General features: G+C 61.6%; 17 protein-coding genes. 9 read left to right on the top strand and 8 right to left on the bottom strand.

The window, feature by feature from the left end:
• Positions 1–98: 98 nt before the first annotated feature.
• The 6 genes from QZS13_RS04715 to QZS13_RS04690 all read right to left on the bottom strand — a co-directional run bounded on the left by QZS13_RS04715 (position 99) and on the right by QZS13_RS04690 (position 7170).
• Positions 99–845 (bottom strand): nucleoside phosphorylase, encoded by a 747-nt coding sequence (locus QZS13_RS04715; protein ID WP_295586166.1) that lies wholly within the window; start codon positions 843–845, stop codon positions 99–101.
• Positions 846–934: 89 nt separating this feature from the next.
• A complete protein-coding gene (locus QZS13_RS04710; RefSeq protein ID WP_295586163.1) occupies positions 935–1846 on the bottom strand; it encodes an ABC transporter permease in 912 nt (303 codons plus the stop codon).
• The gene (locus QZS13_RS04705; protein ID WP_295586160.1) at positions 1843–2940 is read right to left on the bottom strand and encodes an ABC transporter permease; all 1098 of its coding nucleotides are present in this window, start codon (positions 2938–2940) and stop codon (positions 1843–1845) included. The genes QZS13_RS04710 and QZS13_RS04705 overlap by 4 nt, the downstream gene beginning before the upstream one ends.
• A complete protein-coding gene (locus QZS13_RS04700; RefSeq protein WP_295586158.1) occupies positions 2927–4579 on the bottom strand; it encodes an ABC transporter ATP-binding protein in 1653 nt (550 codons plus the stop codon). The genes QZS13_RS04705 and QZS13_RS04700 overlap by 14 nt, the downstream gene beginning before the upstream one ends.
• Positions 4580–4626: 47 nt before the next feature.
• The gene (locus tag QZS13_RS04695) at positions 4627–5694 is read right to left on the bottom strand and encodes a BMP family protein (RefSeq protein WP_295586155.1); all 1068 of its coding nucleotides are present in this window, start codon (positions 5692–5694) and stop codon (positions 4627–4629) included.
• A gap of 312 nt (positions 5695–6006) precedes the next feature.
• On the bottom strand, positions 6007–7170 hold the full coding sequence (locus QZS13_RS04690; protein ID WP_295586151.1) for an iron-containing alcohol dehydrogenase: 1164 nt from the start codon (positions 7168–7170) through the stop codon (positions 6007–6009).
• A gap of 314 nt (positions 7171–7484) precedes the next feature.
• On the opposite strand from QZS13_RS04690, the gene QZS13_RS04685 reads away from it, so the two are divergent.
• Positions 7485–8273: a DeoR/GlpR family DNA-binding transcription regulator gene (locus QZS13_RS04685; RefSeq protein WP_295586148.1), complete on the top strand. Its 789-nt coding sequence runs from the start codon at positions 7485–7487 to the stop codon at positions 8271–8273.
• Between the two features lie 55 nt (positions 8274–8328).
• Here QZS13_RS04685 and QZS13_RS04680 read toward each other — a convergent pair whose 3' ends face one another.
• Both QZS13_RS04680 and QZS13_RS04675 read right to left on the bottom strand, forming a co-directional pair.
• A complete protein-coding gene (locus tag QZS13_RS04680; protein ID WP_295586145.1) occupies positions 8329–9630 on the bottom strand; it encodes an amidohydrolase in 1302 nt (433 codons plus the stop codon).
• A 19-nt stretch (positions 9631–9649) separates the two neighbouring features.
• Positions 9650–10471 (bottom strand): purine-nucleoside phosphorylase, encoded by an 822-nt coding sequence (locus QZS13_RS04675; RefSeq protein WP_295586142.1) that lies wholly within the window; start codon positions 10469–10471, stop codon positions 9650–9652.
• Positions 10472–10708: 237 nt separating this feature from the next.
• Here QZS13_RS04675 and QZS13_RS04670 point away from each other — a divergent pair, with 237 nt between their 5' ends.
• From QZS13_RS04670 to QZS13_RS04635, 8 genes are all read left to right on the top strand, one after another.
• Complete coding sequence (locus QZS13_RS04670) at positions 10709–11395, top strand: GNAT family N-acetyltransferase (RefSeq protein ID WP_295586140.1); 687 nt, start codon at positions 10709–10711, stop codon at positions 11393–11395.
• Positions 11396–11484: 89 nt separating this feature from the next.
• Positions 11485–11976, top strand: a complete 492-nt coding sequence (lspA, locus tag QZS13_RS04665) for a signal peptidase II (RefSeq protein ID WP_295586137.1) — start codon at positions 11485–11487, stop codon at positions 11974–11976.
• Positions 11957–12874, top strand: a complete 918-nt coding sequence (locus QZS13_RS04660; protein ID WP_295586133.1) for an RluA family pseudouridine synthase — start codon at positions 11957–11959, stop codon at positions 12872–12874. The genes lspA and QZS13_RS04660 overlap by 20 nt, the downstream gene beginning before the upstream one ends.
• A 238-nt stretch (positions 12875–13112) precedes the next feature.
• Entirely contained in the window at positions 13113–13334 is a 222-nt protein-coding gene (locus tag QZS13_RS04655; protein ID WP_295586130.1) for a hypothetical protein, read from the top strand.
• A 111-nt stretch (positions 13335–13445) separates the two neighbouring features.
• On the top strand, positions 13446–14858 hold the full coding sequence (gene miaB, locus QZS13_RS04650) for a tRNA (N6-isopentenyl adenosine(37)-C2)-methylthiotransferase MiaB (RefSeq protein ID WP_295586128.1): 1413 nt from the start codon (positions 13446–13448) through the stop codon (positions 14856–14858).
• A gap of 46 nt (positions 14859–14904) precedes the next feature.
• Positions 14905–17511: a DNA mismatch repair protein MutS gene (gene mutS, locus QZS13_RS04645; protein ID WP_295586125.1), complete on the top strand. Its 2607-nt coding sequence runs from the start codon at positions 14905–14907 to the stop codon at positions 17509–17511.
• A 13-nt stretch (positions 17512–17524) separates the two neighbouring features.
• Positions 17525–18232 (top strand): CPBP family intramembrane glutamic endopeptidase, encoded by a 708-nt coding sequence (locus QZS13_RS04640; RefSeq protein ID WP_295586122.1) that lies wholly within the window; start codon positions 17525–17527, stop codon positions 18230–18232.
• Positions 18233–18243: 11 nt separating this feature from the next.
• Entirely contained in the window at positions 18244–18732 is a 489-nt protein-coding gene (locus QZS13_RS04635; protein ID WP_295586120.1) for a hypothetical protein, read from the top strand.

Genomic DNA, 18732 nt, shown 5'->3' with positions numbered 1-18732 from the left:
TAAGGCCCGGGTGCTTTTTTTGCGGTGTGGTGAGAAGGCAGCCTGTCCGTCAGAAAAAACGTGGCCCCGCGGCAGCTGCCGCGGGGCCACGTTTCACATCAGTCCACAGGTACCTGAATGATGGCGTCTAGGGCAATGGAGATTTCGTTTTCCACCGCCTGCGCCACATCGGCAGCGTCGGCGGTCTGGTTGTAGCCCTCCACGCCCACCAGCTCGAAGGCGGGGGCATCGGCGGCGATGATGGCGCCGGCCTTGACGCCGTGGAGGGAGGCCACCACCAGCAGGCTTGCCACCTCGTTTTCCATGGCCTTGACGCCGGCCTTGGCATAGAGCTTCACGGTGGACTCCAGGAAGCCGGGATAGAACAGCGCCTGGGTCAATACGATGCCTTTGTGGACGGGGATGTCCAGGGCACGGGCGGAGGCGCTCAGGGCCGCCACCACCTCGCCATCGGCAATGGCGGGATAGGACAGGGGAATCATCTTCTCGGTGACGCCCTCCTCCCGGCAGGCGCCGGTGGCAATGATGAGGCTGCCGGCGGTAATGTCGGGCTGCATGCCGCCGCAGGTACCCGTGCGGATGATGACTTTGGCACCGGCCCGCCACAGGCTCTCAAAGGCGATGGCGGCGCCGCCGCAGCCTACGCCGTGGGAGGTAACGGCCACCTCCACGCCCTTATAGGTACCGGTGTAGGTCCAGTACTCCCGGTTTTGGGCAAGGCAGCGGGCGTTTTCCAGACGGTGGGAGATGCGCTCGGCCCGGGCGGGATCGCCGCACACCAATACCCGGGGCGGGATATCGCCGGGGGCCACGTGAATGCAGGGGAGCAGATTCTTTTCAGACATGAGAATAACCTCCTGACAGATGATACAACGTCCAAGATGACACTGGCCCGCTAAAAAGCGGGCCAGTGCGGGGATACGGGATGGACAGCTCAGCCTTTTTTGCGGAGCTTGCCGGAGGATGTGGTGCGCCGGCTGAAAATCACCAGTGCCACAATGGTGGCGATGTAGGGCAGGGCAGAGGTCAGCTGGCTCTTGATGACATTCTGGAGCGCCACGCCGATGCCCTGGCACAGTCCGAAGAACAGGCTGGAGAAGATCACCAGCAGCGGATGGGACATGCCCAGGGAAGAGGCTGCCATGGCGATGAAGCCTCGGCCGGAGGTCATGTTCTCGGTGAACATGGTCACCTGGCCCATGCTCAGTGCCGTGCCGCCAAGGCCGCACAGGGCGCCGGAGAGGATCACCATCCACATCTGGATGCGGGTACCCTTGGTACCTAGGCTCTCCGCTGCGGCCTTGTTGATGCCCACGGACAGTGTCCGGTAGCCGGCCACGGTCTTGAACAGGAAAATGAAGAGCACAATGGCGATCACATAGCACAGGTAATCAATGATGGTCAGGTTTTCCAGTACCCGGCCCAGGAAGGGAATGTCCTTGATAACAGGCAGGTTGATCTTGTAAATGGGGACCAGCCGCTCGTCCACCAGGCGGCCCCGCACATCAAAGATCATGTACAGGAGGAAGGTGGTCAGACCGTTGATCAGCAGGTTCAGGGAGGTGCCGATAACCATATCGGGGGCCTTGTACTTCACCTGCAGCACGGCCACTACGGCGCCTACCAGCGCACCGGAGACGATGCCGGCCAGCACGGACAAAATCACGCTGCCGGTAAAGTAGTTCACCACAATGGAGCAGAAGCACGCAATGAGCATCTGGGCTTCCAGGGCGATGTTGAACACACCCACCCGGCTGCAGATGGCACAGCCCAGCGCCGCCAGCAAAATGGGGGTGGTGGAGCGCAGGGTGGAGTTGACGATAGAGGCAATATACGCGCTGTTCATGCCTGAGCCCCTCCTTCCGCGGTCTTGGCCTTTTTCTTTCTGGTAAACTGGAACACCACTTTCACGGAGACGAACAGCGTGATGCAGCACTGGATAATGGTCGCAATTTCCAGGGGAATGCCCATGGAGCGCTGGATGGCGCTGCCGCCGATCTGGAGTCCGGACAGGAAAATGGAGGCCACGAACATGCCCACGGGATGTAGGTTGGCCATCAGGGCGGCCATGAGGCCCGTCCAGGCGTAGCTGGTGGAGGTGAACATGCCATCGATGAAGCGGTACTTGATGCCGAAGACCTCGGTGGAGCCGCCGATGGCGGCGATGGCGCCGGAGAGAGCCATGGTAATCATCATGACTTTGACCTGCTTGGTGCCGCCGTAGCGGGCAAAGGCTGCATTAAAGCCGCCCATCTTGGACTCGTAGCCGAACACCGTGCGTCTTGTCAGGTAGAGCATAGCCAGCATGACGATGACGGCGATAATAAAGCCGGCGTTGAATGTGCTGGTGGAGGACAGACGGGGCAGCTGCATGGCCTCGCTCAGCTCCATAGTCTGCAGGGCCAGGCCGTCGCCGGCGGTGTCCTTGAGGGGATAGGTGACAAAGTAGCTGGTGATGTAGCTTGCCACGTAGTTGAGCATCAGCGTGGTGATGACCATGCTGACGTTGAACTTCCAGGTGAGCACGGCGGGCAGCAGGGCATAGAGCGCGCCGGCGATCAGGCCCACAATCCAGGCCAGCAGGCAGATGAGCACCGGAGGACCGGGCACATACAGGGCAAACACCGTGGCGGCAAAGGCACCGGTGATCATCTGGCCCTCCACACCGATGTTGATGTAGCCCGCCCGCCAGGCCATGGCGGTGGCCATGGCGGAGATGATAATGGGCGTGGCACGGGTCAGGGTGGAGAAGAGGTAATAGGGCTTGAGAAAGGACTTTTCAAACATCTCTGCGTATACCAGCAGAGGATTCTGGCCGCAGGCGAGGATGACCACCGCGCCGACCACCAGGCCGAACACCGCGGCGATCAGCGGCTGGCGCAGCGCCAGCAGCGACCGCATACAGCTGCGGCCGAAAGCGGAACCGTTAGACTGCTTCATGGAGTGATCCTCCCATCATCAGGATACCAAGGGCCTCCTCCGTGGCGTCCGCCTTGCGGAACTCGCCTACGGCGCGGCCTTCAAAAATAACATAGATCCGGTCGGAGAGGGACATGATCTCCGTCAGCTCCGAGGAGATCAAGAGCACGGCGCCGCCCCGCTCCCGCTTTTCCAGCAGCTTGTTGTGAATGAATTCCATGGCGCCGATGTCCACGCCGCGGGTGGGCTCCGCCGCAATGAGCAGGGGAGAGTGCTGCTCGATCTCCCGGGCCACAATGAGCTTTTGGATGTTGCCGCCGGACAGCTCCCCGGCTTTTTGCTCCTGGCCGCTGTTGCGCACGTCATACCCGTCCAGCAGCTGCTGGGTGAAGGCCCGGATGCCCTTGGGGTTGAGCAGACCGTGGCTGGAGATCTGGCTCTGGCGCTGGTGGGCCATGATGGCCGTCTCTGCCAGGGTGGCCTCCTTGGCGCAGCCGTAGAGGTAGCGGTCCTCCGGAATGCAGGCACAGCCGGCCTGGCGAATCTGGCCCACAGTCTTGCCGGTAACATCCTTGCCCTCCAGCAGGACATGGCCGCCGGTGGGAGCGGTCAGGCCCGTCAGGCACTCAATCAACTCCGACTGGCCGTTGCCGGACACGCCGGCAATGCCTACGATCTCGCCGGCATCCACATGGATATTGAAGTGGTCCAGAATGTTCTTTTTCTCGGAGCCGGCCAGGACCAGGTCCTGAACATCCAGCACCGTGTTGCCGGGGGTCTTGGGGGCCACCTCCCGCTCCACAATGTGGCGGCCCACCATCAGGTAGGACATCTCCTCGATGCTGGTGTCCTCCTTGCGCATCTCCTTGATGTACTTGCCCAGCCGCATGACCATGACCCGGTCGGCCACGGCCATGACCTCGTGGAGCTTGTGGGTGATGATAATGATGCTCTTGCCCATCTGGGCCAGCTTGCGCATGGTGGCCAGCAGCTCCCGGACCTCCTGCGGCGTCAGCACGGCAGAGGGCTCGTCGAAGATAATAATGTCTGCGTCCTGGTAGAGGACCTTCAGAATCTCCACCCGCTGCTGCAGTCCCACCGGGCAGTCGGATACCCGCAGGTTCGGGTCAATGTGCAGGCTGTACTTTTCGCAAAGAGACTCCGTAATGCGCACGGCGGCCTCCCGGTCAAAGAAGATGCCGTGCTTGCGGGGCTCCCGGCCATAGACGATGTTCTCGGCCACGGAGCAGGGGCCCAGCAGCATGAAGTGCTGCTGCACCATGCCGATCTTCTTGGCAATGGCGTCGTGGGGAGAGCGGAAGTGCTGCAGCTCCCCGTTGAGATAGATCTCACCGGAGGTGGGGCGCTCCAGTCCATAGAGGATTTTCATCAAGGTGGATTTGCCTGCGCCGTTTTCGCCGACAACCGCCAGGATCTCCCCTTTTTCCAGGGAGAGATGAACGTCGTCGTTGGCGCGCAGAGAGCCGTATACCTTGGTGATGTGCTTCATTTCCAGCAGCAATGGAATCACCAGTCCTTTCATTGCGATCTTGTCTGTGCCGTCTCCCCGGCGGGAGGAAGCCTGCCGTCCGGGAGGCAGCGCAAGCGGAAAAAGCAGACGGGAAGAGATGCTTCTTCCCGTCTGCTTTTGCGTGTTCATTCTGAAAGCCCCTGAGAAAAGCTCAGAGCAGACGACCTTTTCGCGAATCAGCCGGCAAAATACTCTTCCTCGGTGGGAATCTCAGTCAGATCCAGCTTGCCGGTACGCAGATCCTCGGCAATCTGCTGCAGCTGGGCGATGTCCTCATCACTCAGACGGTCGCTTCTGGGGTTCTCGGAATCCTGGGTCACATACACAGCGCCGATGGCACCCTCGGAAACACCCCAGACGGCAGTGTCGTTGGTCCAGTTGCCGCTGAAAAACTCGTCGATGAGGTTCAGCATGGTCTGATGGGTATCCTTGATCTGGGAAGAGACGATATAGGGGTTGTTGGCGTCGGTCTCATCCACGTCCTGACCGGAGGTGTAGAAGCCCTTCTCCTGAGCAGCCTCATACACACCGCTGTCGCCGGCAGCAGCAGCGCCGTTGATGAACAGGCAGCCCTGCTCATACTGCTGGATGGCCAGCTCCTTGGCCTTGGCGGGATCGGAGTAGGAGTTGGTGTAGTTGAAGACGAACTGGGCATCGGGATCGATGGACTTGACGCCTTCCATGTAGCCGTAACGATACTTCCAGGAGCCGGGGCCCTCGTTGCAGTGGACACCGCCGTACATGTGGGACTCGCCGTCCACGGTCAGAGCGGCCAGAGCGCCGATCAGGTAGGCGCCTTCCTGCTCACGGTAGGCAATGCACTTGACGTTGTCGCTGTCGACCTCGGAGTCGATCAGGGCATAGTGGGCATCGGGGAACTCGGCGGAAACCTTCACCAGAGGATCGCCGGCAGCCCAGCCGCCGCCGATGATCAGGTCGTACTCCTCGGCAGCCAGAGCGCGGATGTTGTCCTCGAAAGCAGCGGTGTCAGCGCACTCCACCACGGTGGGCTCGAAGCCGTATTCCTCAGCGGCCTCGTTCAGGGCGTCGGACATCTGGACCAGGAACATATTGGTGCCGATCTTGTCGCACACCAGGGCGATCTTCATGCCCTCACCAGGCAGAGCGGTCTCCTCGCCTTCGGCGGGAGTCTCCTCAGCGGGGGTCTCTTCCTTGCTGCCGCAGGCAGTCAGCAGGGACAAAGACATGACCAGCGCCAGGAGCATAGCAAGCGTCTTCTTCATCTTTCATCCTCCATCGTTCACTTGTCAAAATCACGGGAAACCCGCGGCCCTTTTGCACACATTCCAAAAAGAACCAAAATTCGCCACGGTTCCCAAGGGGTATTATAGGGCAAGGTGTTATCTTTTGTCAATCGAGATTTTACAATTTCACCGCTCTTAAGCCTTGTTTCAACGAAAACCAACAAAATTTCGCCATTTTTTCATGAAAAACGCAAAAGAAAAGTCGACCTTTGATGAAATTCAACAAAAGAATGCGGGGCCAATCCGCTGTGCGGAAAAGGAGCTGCCGCCATTTTGGCGGCAGCTCCTTTTTTAAAGACTCATGCGCAGAATATTGAGGATATCCTCCTCGCTGAGGGGGACAAAGGTGCGGTCAAATGCGGCGGTGCGGGCTTTTTTCGCCATGAGCGGCAAAAATTCCTCATCGATGCCCACCTCGTGCAGCGTGGCGGGCAGGCCCATGGCGGTGAAGAAGTCCCGGGTGCGCTGGATGGCTTCCAGGGCCAGCTGCCGTTCCGGCAGCGTGGGGTCCAGTCCCCACACGGCGGTGCCGTACCGGGCAAAGCGGTGGGCGGTACGGTCATTGAGCACATAGCGCATCCAGTTGGGGGTCAGGATGGCCAGGCCCACGCCGTGGGTGATGTCGTAAAAGGCGGAGAGCTCGTGCTCAATCTTGTGGACACTCCAGGCTACGGGCTTGCCCATGTCCAAAAAGCCGTTGATGGCCCAGGAGGCGCACCACATGAGGTTGGCACGGGCCTCATAGTCGTCGGGCTTTTCAATGGCCCGGGGGCCGTACTGGATGCAGGCCCGGAGGATGGCCTCGGCCATATTGTCGGCCAGGAAGGAGCTCTCAATGGGGCTGAAGTAATTTTCAAAGGTGTGGGACATAATGTCCGCCGTGCCCGCGGCGGTCTGGGAGGCGGGCAGGGAGCAGGTGTAGGTGGGGTCCAGAATGGACACGGCAGGCAGGCAGCAGCGGGCGGCAAAGTCCAGCTTTTCCTGGGTGTCCGGGTTGGAGATGACAGCCACGGAGTCCATCTCCGAGCCTGTGGCGGCCATGGTCAGCACGGTGAAGATGGGCAGGGCGCGCTCAGGTTTGGCTTTGCCGCTGGGGAAGTCCCAGGGATCGCCGTCGTAGCAGGCACCGGCGGCAATGGCCTTGGCGCAGTCGATGACGCTGCCGCCGCCCAGGGCCAGTACGCCGTCCAGATGGTGCTCCCGGCACAGCGCCACGCCCCGGCGGACGGTGGCAATGCGGGGGTTGGGTTCCACGCCGCCCAGCTCCGTCCAGTAGAGGTTTTGAGACTTGAGCTGTTCCACGGCACCATCATAGACGCCGTTGCGGCGGATGCTGCCGCCGCCGTAGACCATCAGAAGCCGGGTGGAACGGCGGGCCAGCTCCGGCCCCAGCTTCCGGATCTGACCTTGTCCGAAGTGGACCACGGTGGGAATTGCGAAGGTGAAATTCTTCATGGGAGGGTACCAGCCTTTCCGCTGTATTTTATAAGGTATCGGCCGACGCATCTGTGGGAGCGGCACCGATGAAACGATGGTATCACACAAATCAACAACAGTCAACAAACCTCTGGGGAAAAAGCACAGCGCGTGGATTGACGAATGGGGGAAAATGTGCCATAATGGGCGAAAATGCCCGGAAAATCCGACCGGCTGCGGTGGGACGGAGCGCTGTAGGACAAAAATGTTCCATAAAAACAGCGGAAAACATGATTCGAGCAGATGGATCAACAGAAATATTGGCGTTTGCCGGCGCAGGAGGAATGTCACCCATGATGACAGCCCAGAGAAGAAACGAACTGAAAAAGTACATGCTGGAGCACAAAAGCGCCTCCGTGCTGGAGATGGCGCGGCGGTTTTCCGTCAGTGGCCAGACCATCCGCAGGGATTTTGAGGTGCTGGAGAATGAGGGGTTTCTTCTGCGCTCCTACGGCGGTGCCATGGTGAAAGACCGCAAAGCGGTGACAGAGCCCAACCGGGTGAAAAGCGGGCTGTTTGTGGATGAAAAGAAGGCCATCTGCCGTCTGGCGGCCAGCCGGATTTATCCCAATGACTGCATTTTCATTGACCATTCCACCACAGCTCTGGCCCTGTGCGCCGAGATCAGCCATATCCCCTTGACCGTGGTGACCAACTCCTACCGGGTGGTGGGACAGCTGGCCGGCTGCGCCAACATCAAGGTCATCTCCACCGGCGGCGTGTTTTACGAGCGGCAGGAGGGCTTTTTCGGACTGGAGACTGTGCGGTACCTGCAGCAGCACTGCGTGGACAAGGCATTTTTGTCCTGCCGGGCCATCGACTTTCAGCGGGGCGTCAACGACTCCGACGAGCTGACGGCGGACGTGCGCCAGACGGTTATTGAAAATGCCGACAGCGCCTATCTGCTTGCCGATCATACCAAGTTCGGGAAAACGGGCTTCATCACCATCTGTCCGCTGGAGCGGCTGACTGCCGTGGTGACGGATTGCCCGCTGGATGACCGCTGGCGCCGGCTGTTTGCAGACCGGCAGGTGGAGCTGCTGGAATCCGGCGGGGAAGAGGACGCAGAGGCGGCGGAGTGAGCCGGAATATAGAAAAAGCGGGGGCCGTTCGGCACGCGCTTTTTTCAAACCGTGTTCAGCGGTACAGCCGCTCCACGCATTTTTTCGCCTCGTAGAGAATCTTATCCGCATCCAGCGTCAAGAACTCGCCGTTTTCATAGAGGATACGGCCGTCCACCATGGTCATGGCCACATCGCTGCCCTGGGCGGAGTAGACCATGAGGGCCAGCGGGTCCAGGTTGGGATACAGGTGGGGATGACTCAGATCGATGGCGATCAGGTCCGCCTTCTTGCCCACCTGCAAAGAGCCGGTATCTGTCCGGCCCTGAAGCCGGGCGCCGTTGCGGGTGGCCATGTTCAGCACCTGGACAGGCTTCATGACGGTGGGGTCCTGGGTGTAGCCGTTGTGGAGCACGGCGGCCAGGTGCATCTCCTCCATCATGTTGAGGTTGTTGTTGCTGGCGGCGCCGTCGGTGCCCAGCGCCACGTTCAGTCCCAGCTCCAGCATGCGGGGAATGGGGGCAAAACCGCTGCCCAGCTTCATGTTGCTGGTGGGGTTGTGGACCACGCTGACGCCCCGGGCCTTCATGAGGGCCATGTCCTCCTCCGTGACCCACACGCAGTGGGCGGCAAAGGTGGGGGAGGCGAAGGTGCCCAGGTCATCGAACCACCGGGCCGGTGTCTTGCCGTATTTGGCTACGCACTCGTCGTGCTCCTTCTTCGTCTCGGACAGGTGGATGTGCATCCGGCCGCCCAACGCCTTGCAGTCGGCGCTGTACGCCTCCACAATGTGGGGGAAGTTGGTGTACTCGGCGTGGATGGCAAAGTCGATGAGAATGCGGCCGTTCTCCGCGCCGTTATAGGTTTTGTAGAGTTCGATGGACTCCTTGGCCCGGGTGTTTTCTGCGTAGGTCTCCGCAGAGTTGAAGCACTGGTTGGGTCGGCAGAGGTTTGCCTTGATGCCCGCCTGCCGGGCGTTTTCCACGGCGGTGTCCGCGTGGAAATACATGTCGGAGTAGCTGGTGGTGCCGGTGGAGATCATCTCCAGCAGCGCCAGGGCGTTGCCGACCCGGATGTCTTCCGCGGTAAACTGGTCCTCAATGGGCATCATCTTGTCGAACAGCCACTCCTGGAGGGGCAGATCGCTGCCCACGCCCCGCAGCAGCGTCATGGGGGTGTGGCCGTGGCAGTTGATGAGGCCGGGGCACACCAGCTTGCCGCCCATGTCCTTTTCCTGATCGTAGGGGGCCTGGGGTGCCTGCTCGCCCAGATAGTCGATGGTGTCGCCGTCAATGCCCAGGAAGCCGTTTTTGATCCAGCGGTAACCGTCAGCGCCGTCGTCAGCCAGGATCTCACAGTTTTTCAACAGCAGCTTCAAAGAAATCCCCTCCCTTTCTTTAGATGGCGGCCACGATTTTCTTCATGTAGTCGCTGAACCGGCCGGCCACCAGCTGGGCGGTCTCGTCCACTTCCTCGTTGGTCAGGGGGCGGTCCAGCACGCCGGCGGCCATGTTGGTCATGACGGACAGGGCCAGCAGCGGCATGCCGCAGTGGGCGGCGGTAAGGGCCTCGGTGACAGTGGACATGCCTACGGCGTCGGCGCCCAGGACGCGGGCGGCCCGGATCTCGGCAGGCGTCTCAAACTGGGGACCGGTGAAGAACATGTACACGCCCTCGTGGACCCGGATGCCGGTGCCGGCGGCGCACTCCAGGGCGATCTTGCGCAGCTCCGGCGTGTACATATTGGTGATGTCGAAGAAGCGGGGGCCGAACTCATCCACATTGGGGCCACGCAGGGGGCTGTTGCCGGTGAGCTTGATGTGGTCGGAGATAATCATCACATCGCCGGGACGGTAACCGGTGTTGACGGCGCCGGCGGCGTTGGTGAGAATGGTGGCCTTGACGCCCAGCAGCTTGAATAGCCGGATGGGGATCACCAGCTGCTCGAAGTCATATCCCTCGTAGGAGTGGAACCGGCCGGACATGCACACCACCTTGCGGCCGCAGATGGTGCCGAAGATCAGCTTGCCGGCGTGGGAGGCCACAGTGGACACCAGGAAATTGGGGATGTCCTTGTAGTCTATCACAATGGGATTTTCGATCTGCTGGGCGAAGGGGCCCAGGCAGGAGCCCAGAATGATGGCGATCTCCGGGGTGAAGTCCACCTTGCTTTTGACGTAATCGGCGCTCTTTTGGAAATATTCATAGGTATAGGACATAGTGCAGCAACCTCCTGATGATGTCTGCGGAACCGCACCGGGGCGGGCGTGGGGGAAGCCGTGGCCGCCGCAGAATTTTTTCCATTCTAGCATAGTTTCATTTTAGTGTCAATGTGACATAAAACAACGAAAAACAACAAAAAAGCAAATGCCGCGGACAGCGGGAGGGGAAATGGACTGGACAAAGTCCCCGGTGGTGTGGTACCTTGATACGAACAGACGAGAGGAGGCGCGGCATTGGAGCAGGCGGTATTGGATTGGGTGGCCCGGGATGGGGCAGGGTACGGCTATCTGCTGGATTTTCACCGGCGGGGCGGCCGGGTTTGCTGGATGGACGAGGAAGGACTGGCACTCTATGACCCGGACATCGACATCGCCTACGCAGGCGGACGGGTTCCCGGAGATCTGCCGGAGCTGGAGCAGGCCATGCTGGTGCTGACGGACAGCGGGGAAACCGCGCAGGCGCTTTTGAAAAAGGGCTGCTGCACGGAGCAGATGGTCTGCCGGCAGGCGCTGTATTTAAAAGATGAACCGCCGGTGGTACCCCTGCGGCCCGGCGTCGGGCTGCGGCCGCTGACGGAGGAGGATTTACCTTTTGTACTGGAGAACTACCACAATCCCGGCGCCTACGAAAGCCATATCCGCGGCCGGATTGCCGAGGGCATGGTGGCCGGCGAGGTAGACGGACAGCTGGCGGGCTTTGCCGGTGTGCACCAGGAGGGCGCCCTTGGCATGCTGGAGGTACTGCCCCGGTTCCGGCGGCGGGGTCTGGCAGAGGCGCTGGAGGCTGCCGTCATTGCCCGGGTGATGGAGGCGGGGGGCTTTCCCTACTGCCATGTGCGCCAGGGCAACACCGCCTCGGAATTACTTCAGGAAAAGCTGGGACTTACCTTTGACAGCCGGACGCTCTACTGGCTGGAGTGAGAAATGCATGAAATCCTGGGCCTGCGGTTGCTTTTCCGGGGAAAACCATGTAAACTGAACACGATTTTGATTTTGGAGGAAAGGCTTTCATGCTGTATGTCCTTTGTATCGGCCTGGCGGCTGCGGGTCTTGCGCTGGATCAGTGGCTCAAGGCCTATGTGAGCGCCAATATCCCGCTGGGGCAGGCCCAAAGCCTGCTGCCCGGCGTGGTGGAACTGCGGACGGTGCACAATTACGGCGCCGCCTGGTCCAGCTTTTCCGGCAGCCGGTGGCTGCTGGTAGGGGTCACATGCGCCATCGTGGTGTTTTTGACGGTGGTGCTGGTGCGGCGTGCGGTACGCCATCCCCTGGGCGTGACGGCGTGCTGCATGGTCATCTCCGGGGGCCTGGGCAACATTATTGACCGGGTGCGGCTGGGGTATGTGGTGGATATGTTCAACCTGCTGTTTATCAACTACCCCGTATTTAATGTGGCGGATATTTTTGTGGTGTGCGGCGCTGTACTGGGCGTGGTATACTATTTGTGGTTTTATGAGCGGTACGACAAGGCGGTGAGGGATCATGGAGCTTCGGACGATTGAAGCCGGCGAGGCGGACGCCGGCAAGCGGCTGGACGCCTTTCTTGCCACGCAGCTGGAGGATGTGACCCGCTCCGCCGCCGCCCGGCTGTGTGAGGAGGGCCGGGTGCGGCTGGGGGACAAGCCCCTGGCGAAAAGCTACCGCCTTGCAGGCGGGGAGACGGTGACGGTGGAACTGCCGGAGCCGGAGCCGATGGATGCCGTGCCCCAGGACATCCCCCTGGACATTGTCTATGAGGACGAGGACGTGATCGTGGTGAACAAGCCCAAGGGGCTGGTGGTCCACCCGGCGCCGGGTCATCCGGACGGCACGCTGGTCAACGCCCTGCTCTACCATTGCGGAGATTCTCTTTCCGGCATCGGCGGGGCACTGCGGCCGGGCATCGTCCACCGGATCGACCGGGACACGTCGGGCCTCATCATCGCGGCCAAAAACGACTTTGCCCATCAAAAGCTCTCCGCCCAGCTCCAGGACCACACCCTCGCCCGGGTGTACCGGTGCATTGTCATCGGGACGCTGCCCCAGGATGCGGGCACCGTGGACGCCCCCATCGGCCGCCACCCCACCGACCGCAAAAAGATGGCTGTGATCTCCGGGGGACGCCATGCGGTCACCCACTATCAGGTGCTGGAGCACCTGCCGGGCCACAGCTATGTGGAGTGCCGCCTGGAGACGGGGCGCACCCACCAGATCCGGGTGCACATGGCCTATCTGGGGCACCCGATTCTGGGAGACACGGTGTACGGACCTCACCGGCCGGTGCCGGGACTGCAGGGGCAGTGCCTCCATGCGGTGGGGCTGCGGTTCATGCACCCCCGCACCGGGGAGCTGGTGGAGCTTGCGTGCCCTTTGCCGGAGGAGTTTGTCCGGCAGCTGCACAAGTTGGAAAACGGACGCTGAAACGGCGCTCCGGCCTTTTGGGATTTGTGGGTCCCGGAGGCCGGAGCGCTGCTGTTTCAGCTGGGAAAAGCAAAAAGATGTACAACTTTTGCGGGGTGATAGTAGAATCTACACAAAAAGCAATCGATTACTTATCACATTTCTGACCATTTGAAACGTTGACACCTTCCGCGGGGACTGATACAATGTGGCCGTCTCAAGAGATTGAGGCGAAAATGTTCCGGAAAGAAGGGTTTTTATGACGAAAGTGATTGATATTAAGGACGAAAGTCAGGTGGAGAAGATCAACCGCCTGGCCTGCGAAGCCCCTTACGAGGTCTGGCTGAGCACGGATACCTTGATGCTGGACGCCCGTTCTCTGCTGGGACTGTTTGCCCTGATCGGCAAGAAGGCCCGCGTGGTTGCGGAGGATGATGTCAATCCCAAGCAGTTTAGTCGACTGGTTTCCAAAATGGAATAAAAGACCGCGCTCCGCGCCCCGGGAAACCGGGGCGCGGCTTTTTTTCTTGTGCTTTTTAGGTGGCTATGCTATGATATATTAGTTAAAGTATCTGAATTTGGAGGAACTGATTTGGAACGCAAGGAAGTACTGGTCTCCCAGGCGGAATTGGACCGCCAGCGGGACTATGAAGAGAAAATCCGGCGGATGTTTGAATCGCGCCAGGCCCACCCCACCGCCTGCGTGGATACGTTCGGCTGCCAGCAGAACGTGGCCGACGGGCAAAAGCTCATGGGTATGCTGCTCCAGTGCGGCTTCACATTGACGGACGAGCCCAAAGAGGCCGATCTGGTGATTTTGAACACTTGTGCCATCCGGGAGCATGCCGAGCAGCGGGTGTTCGGCAACCTGGGCATCCTGACCCACTCCAAAAAGGAGAATCCCGAGCAGGTCATCGCCCTGTGCGGCTGCATGGCCCAGGAGGAGCGGGTCTCCAAGCGCATCAAGGAATCCTACCGCCATGTGGATCTGGTGTTCGGCCCCCACGCCCTGTGGCGCTTCCCGGAGCTACTGTGGCAGGTGTACGAGACCCGCAAGCGGGTCTTCGCTGTGGACGATGAGCACGGCTCCATCGCCGAGGGCATCCCCGTGGTGCGGGAAAAGGGCGTCAAGGCGTGGGTGTCCATCATGTACGGGTGCAACAACTTCTGCTCCTACTGCATCGTGCCCTATGTCCGGGGCCGGGAGCGCAGCCGGGACCCCCAGTGCGTGCTGGAGGAGGTCCGGGATCTGGTGGAGCATGGCTACAAGGACATCACCCTCCTGGGCCAGAACGTCAACTCCTACGGAAACGACCTGGATTTGAATTATGACTTTGCGGATTTGCTCTCCGACATCGACAAGATTCCCGGCGAGTACCGCATCCGCTTCATGTCCAGCCATCCCAAGGACGCTACGCGTAAGCTCTTCGACACCATGGCCCGCTGCACCCACGTGGCAAAGCAGCTGCACCTGCCGGTCCAGTCCGGCAACGACCGGGTGCTCCATGAGATGAACCGCCGCTACACCCGGGCACAGTACCTGGAGCTGGTGCGCTATGCCAAGTCCGTCATGCCGGAGCTGGTGCTCACCTCCGACATCATCATCGGCTTCCCCGGCGAGACGGAGGCGGAGGCCATGGACACGGTGTCGCTGGTGGAGGAAGTGGGCTTTGATGCTCTCTTTACGTTCCTCTACTCCCCCCGGCCCGGCACCAAGGCGGCCGAGATGCCCGACCCGGCCACCAAGGCGGAAAAGCAGAAGTGGTTCGATAAGCTCCTGGAGGTGCAGAACGCCGCCTCCGCCCGGCTCCACGCCGCCTATGTGGGCAAAACGGAGCGGGTGCTGGTGGACGGCGAGAGCGACGACCCTGCGTTCCCTCTCACCGCCCGCACGGACGGCAACCGCCTGGTGCGGCTCAAGGGCGACCCGTCCCTCATGGGCCAGTTCACGGATGTGAAGATCACCGGCAGCAACACCTGGGCGCTGTACGGCGAGGCCCTTTGAGGTGCGCCGGGAAGGAAACTAGAATAGACAACGAGGTGAACACTTCATGGCGGAACTGACCCCCATGATGAAGCAATATCTGGAGATCAAGCGGGACAATCCGGACTCCATCCTGTTTTTCCGGCTGGGCGACTTCTACGAGATGTTCGCCGACGACGCCCGCCTTGCCTCCCGGGAGCTGGACCTGACCCTGACCTCCCGGGACAAGGACCCCAACAAGTCCGCCGAGGAGAAGATCCCCATGTGCGGCATCCCCTACCACGCCAGCGAGGCCTATATCGCCCGGCTCATCGCAAAGGGCTACAAGGTGGCCATCTGCGAGCAGATGGAGGACCCCGCCACCGCCAAGGGGCTGGTGAAGCGGGACATCATCCGGGTGGTGACCCCCGGCACCGTCATCGACGCGGCCTGCCTGGACGACAAGTCCTCCAACTTCCTGTGCGGCATCTGCCTGGAGGGGGAGGACGCGGGCGTCGCTTTCTGCGATATCACCACCGGCAAGGCCCATCTGACCAGCTTCACCGGCCCGGACCGGGTGGAGCAGGTCATCAACGAGCTGGGGCGTTTTTCCCCGGCGGAGGCGGTTTTGAATGACGGGGCCACTCAGGACGACAAGCTGGTAAAGACGCTCAAAGATACATTTTCCTGCCGGGTGGAGAGCGGGAAAAACCGCTTTTCCCTCTCGGAGGCGGAGAAGAACATCCGCCGCCAGTTCGGCGACGAGGCGTTTTCCTCCCTGCCGGCGGGAGTGCCCGCCGCGGCCATGGCGCTGGGGGGGCTGCTCAACTACCTCTATGAGACCCAGAAAACCGACCTTGGCTACATCAACGACCTGGAGTACTACGCCCAGGGCCGTTTCATGGAGCTGGACCTGACGGCCCGGCGCAACCTGGAGCTGACGGCCACCCTCCGCTCCAAGGAGAAAAAGGGCTCCCTTTTGTGGGTGCTGGACAAGACCCGGACCCCCATGGGCGGCCGGTGCCTGCGCAGCTGGCTGGAACGGCCGCTGCTTAGCTGCACCGCCATCGACCATCGCAGCGCCGCCGTGGAGGCTCTGGTAAACGACACCATGGCCCGGGAGGAGCTCATCGACGCCATGACGGGCCTGGGAGACATGGAGCGGCTCATCGGCCGCATTGTCTACGGCACTGCCGGCGGACGGGATATGGCGGCGTTGCGGGCGGCCATTGAGAAGCTGCCCGCCGTCCGGGCCCAGCTGGCCCGGTTCCCCTCCGGACGGCTCCATGCCCTCTGGCAGGAGCTGGACGAGCTGGAGGATGTGGGCGGCGCCATTGCCGCGGCCATCTGCGACGAGCCGCCCTTTTCCGTCCGGGAGGGCGGATTCATCCGCCAGGGCTTTCACCCGGAGGTGGACCGCCTGCGGAACATCCTCTCCGGCGGCAAGGGCGTCATCACGGAGATGGAGGCCCGGGAGAAGGAGAGAACCGGCATCCGCACGCTGAAGATCGGCTACAACAAGGTCTTCGGCTACTACATCGAGGTGTCCAAGTCCTTTATAGACCAGGTGCCCGAGGACTACATCCGCAAGCAGACCCTGGTCAATGCCGAGCGGTACATCACCCAGGAACTCAAGGACCTGGAGCATGAGATCCTCACGGCGTCGGAGCGGGTGGTGGCGCTGGAATACGAGCTGTTTACGGCGCTGCGCCAGCAGGTGTCCGAAAATGCCCAGCGGGTCCAGCGTACCGCTGCTGCTGTGGCGGAGGCGGATGCGCTGGCATCGCTGGCCGCCGTGGCGGTGCGCAACCACTACTGCCGCCCCAGCGTGGATGAGTCCGGCATCATTGAGATTCACCAGGGACGCCATCCCGTGGTGGAGCAGGTGCTCCAGGACGGATTGTTCGTCCCCAACGACACCTTTATGGGGGAGAAGCAGGAGCGGGTGGCCATCATCACCGGCCCCAACATGGCCGGCAAGTCCACCTACATGCGCCAGGTGGCCCTCATTGTGCTCATGGCCCAGATGGGCTCCTTTGTCCCGGCGTCCAGTGCAAGGATCGGCGTGGTGGACCGGATTTTCACCCGGATCGGCGCCAGCGACGACCTGACGGCGGGGCAGTCCACCTTTATGGTGGAGATGACCGAGGTGGCGGAGATCTTGCGCCGGGCCACGAAGCACTCCCTGCTGATCCTCGACGAGATCGGCCGGGGCACCTCCACCTTTGACGGCATGGCCATCGCCCGGGCGGTGCTGGAGTACTGCGCCGATGAAAAGCGCCTGGGGGCCAAGACCCTCTTTGCCACTCACTACCACGAACTGACGGAGCTGGAGGACACGCTCCCCGGCGCCGTGAACTACAACATTGCCGTCAAGGCCCGGGGCGAGGAGATTATCTTCCTGCGCAAGATCCTCCGGGGCGGGGCGGACCGCAGCTACGGTATCGAGGTGGCGGCTCTGGCGGGCCTTCCGGACCGGGTGCTGCGCCGTGCCCGGGAAATCCTGCGCCAGCTGGAGCAGGAGGGCGGCGGGGCGAAAAGCGCCCCGGCGGCCCGGGAGGCGGCATCTCAGATGTCCATGGAGAATCTGGGGGAGGCGGAGGTGCTGGAGGCCATCCGCCGCTGTCAGCCGGATACCCTGACGCCCATTGAGGCCATGGGCCTGCTGTACCAGTGGAAGCAGAAGCTTTCCTGAGCGGGGGGCAGGCATGGCAAAGAAAAAACGTGCTTCCTATATGACCCCCGGCGAGCAGGTGGCCGGTACGGTGCTGTTTGTGGTATATCTTGCGGTGCTGCCCCTGGCGGCGCGGCCCATCTTTACCCTGGCGGAGCGTCTGCTGGACACCTCGTTTTCCGCGGCCCAGCGGAGCATCATCGTCTACTATCTGCTGTTCGCCGTATCCGTCGTCATCTTCCACAGCTTCCTGGCCCGCACCTGCCATACCCTGACGGAGAATCTGGGCGGTGCCGTGCGGACGCTGGGGGTGGGACTGGTGGCGCTGTACGGCCTCAACGAGCTGGTCTACCGGCTCACCTACCATCTGGCGGGCAACCGCACCAACCTCAATGACACCTCCGTCTTTGCCCAGCTGGACACGGCGCCCCATATGACGGCGCTGATCGTGGTGTTCCTGGCGCCCTTTGTGGAGGAGGTGCTCTTCCGGGGGCTGGTGTTCGGATGCCTGAAGGCAAAAAGCCGGGCGGCGGCGTATCTTATCTCGTGTGCCCTCTTTGCCCTGCTGCATGTGTGGCAGTTCGCTGTGGGCGGCGGGGATCTTACTTACCTTGTGCTGATGGTACAGTATCTGGTGCCCGGCGCCGTGCTGGCCTGGGCCTACGAGCGCACGGGCACGCTGTGGACGTCCATTGCGCTCCATGCCGCTGCCAACGCCCTGAGCCTGTGGGCGGCCATGTGAAAGGAGAAACTATGTCGGGTGAACTGATCTTGGAAAAAAGCGACTGGCGGCGGGTGCTGGCGGCCGTGGTGGGCGTGTGCGTCCTGGACGGGGCGCTGATGATTTTCTTCCTGCCCCGGCTGCACATGACGGGCATGACGCTGGCGGTGGTGGCTGCCCTGACGGCCTATGTACTCTTCCGCCTGCTCTATCCGGCCCTGGAGGGGATGCTTCCCGGCGGAAAAGAGACGGTAAAGTGGAACTTGACGGCGGACACGCTGCATCTGGGCGGCACGGCCATTGACCGCAGCACCATCAAAATGGTGCACTGCTGGCCCAACCGGGATGCCCTGGGCAACCGGGGCAATGGCATTACCGTCAACATCGAGACTACGGGGAAAAACCAGCTGCTGCGTTCCGTGCGGGACGGGGTGGATGCGGACCCATCTGCCCGGCAGCTGCGCGCGCTGGTAACGGCTCTGGGCTACGGGAGCCGTTGGCCGGCAGAACAGGAGAGATAA

The organism is uncultured Oscillibacter sp. (assembly GCF_900546705.1).
GTDB lineage: Bacteria > Bacillota > Clostridia > Oscillospirales > Oscillospiraceae > Oscillibacter.
This window is presented reverse-complemented; position numbering and strand designations above follow the sequence as displayed.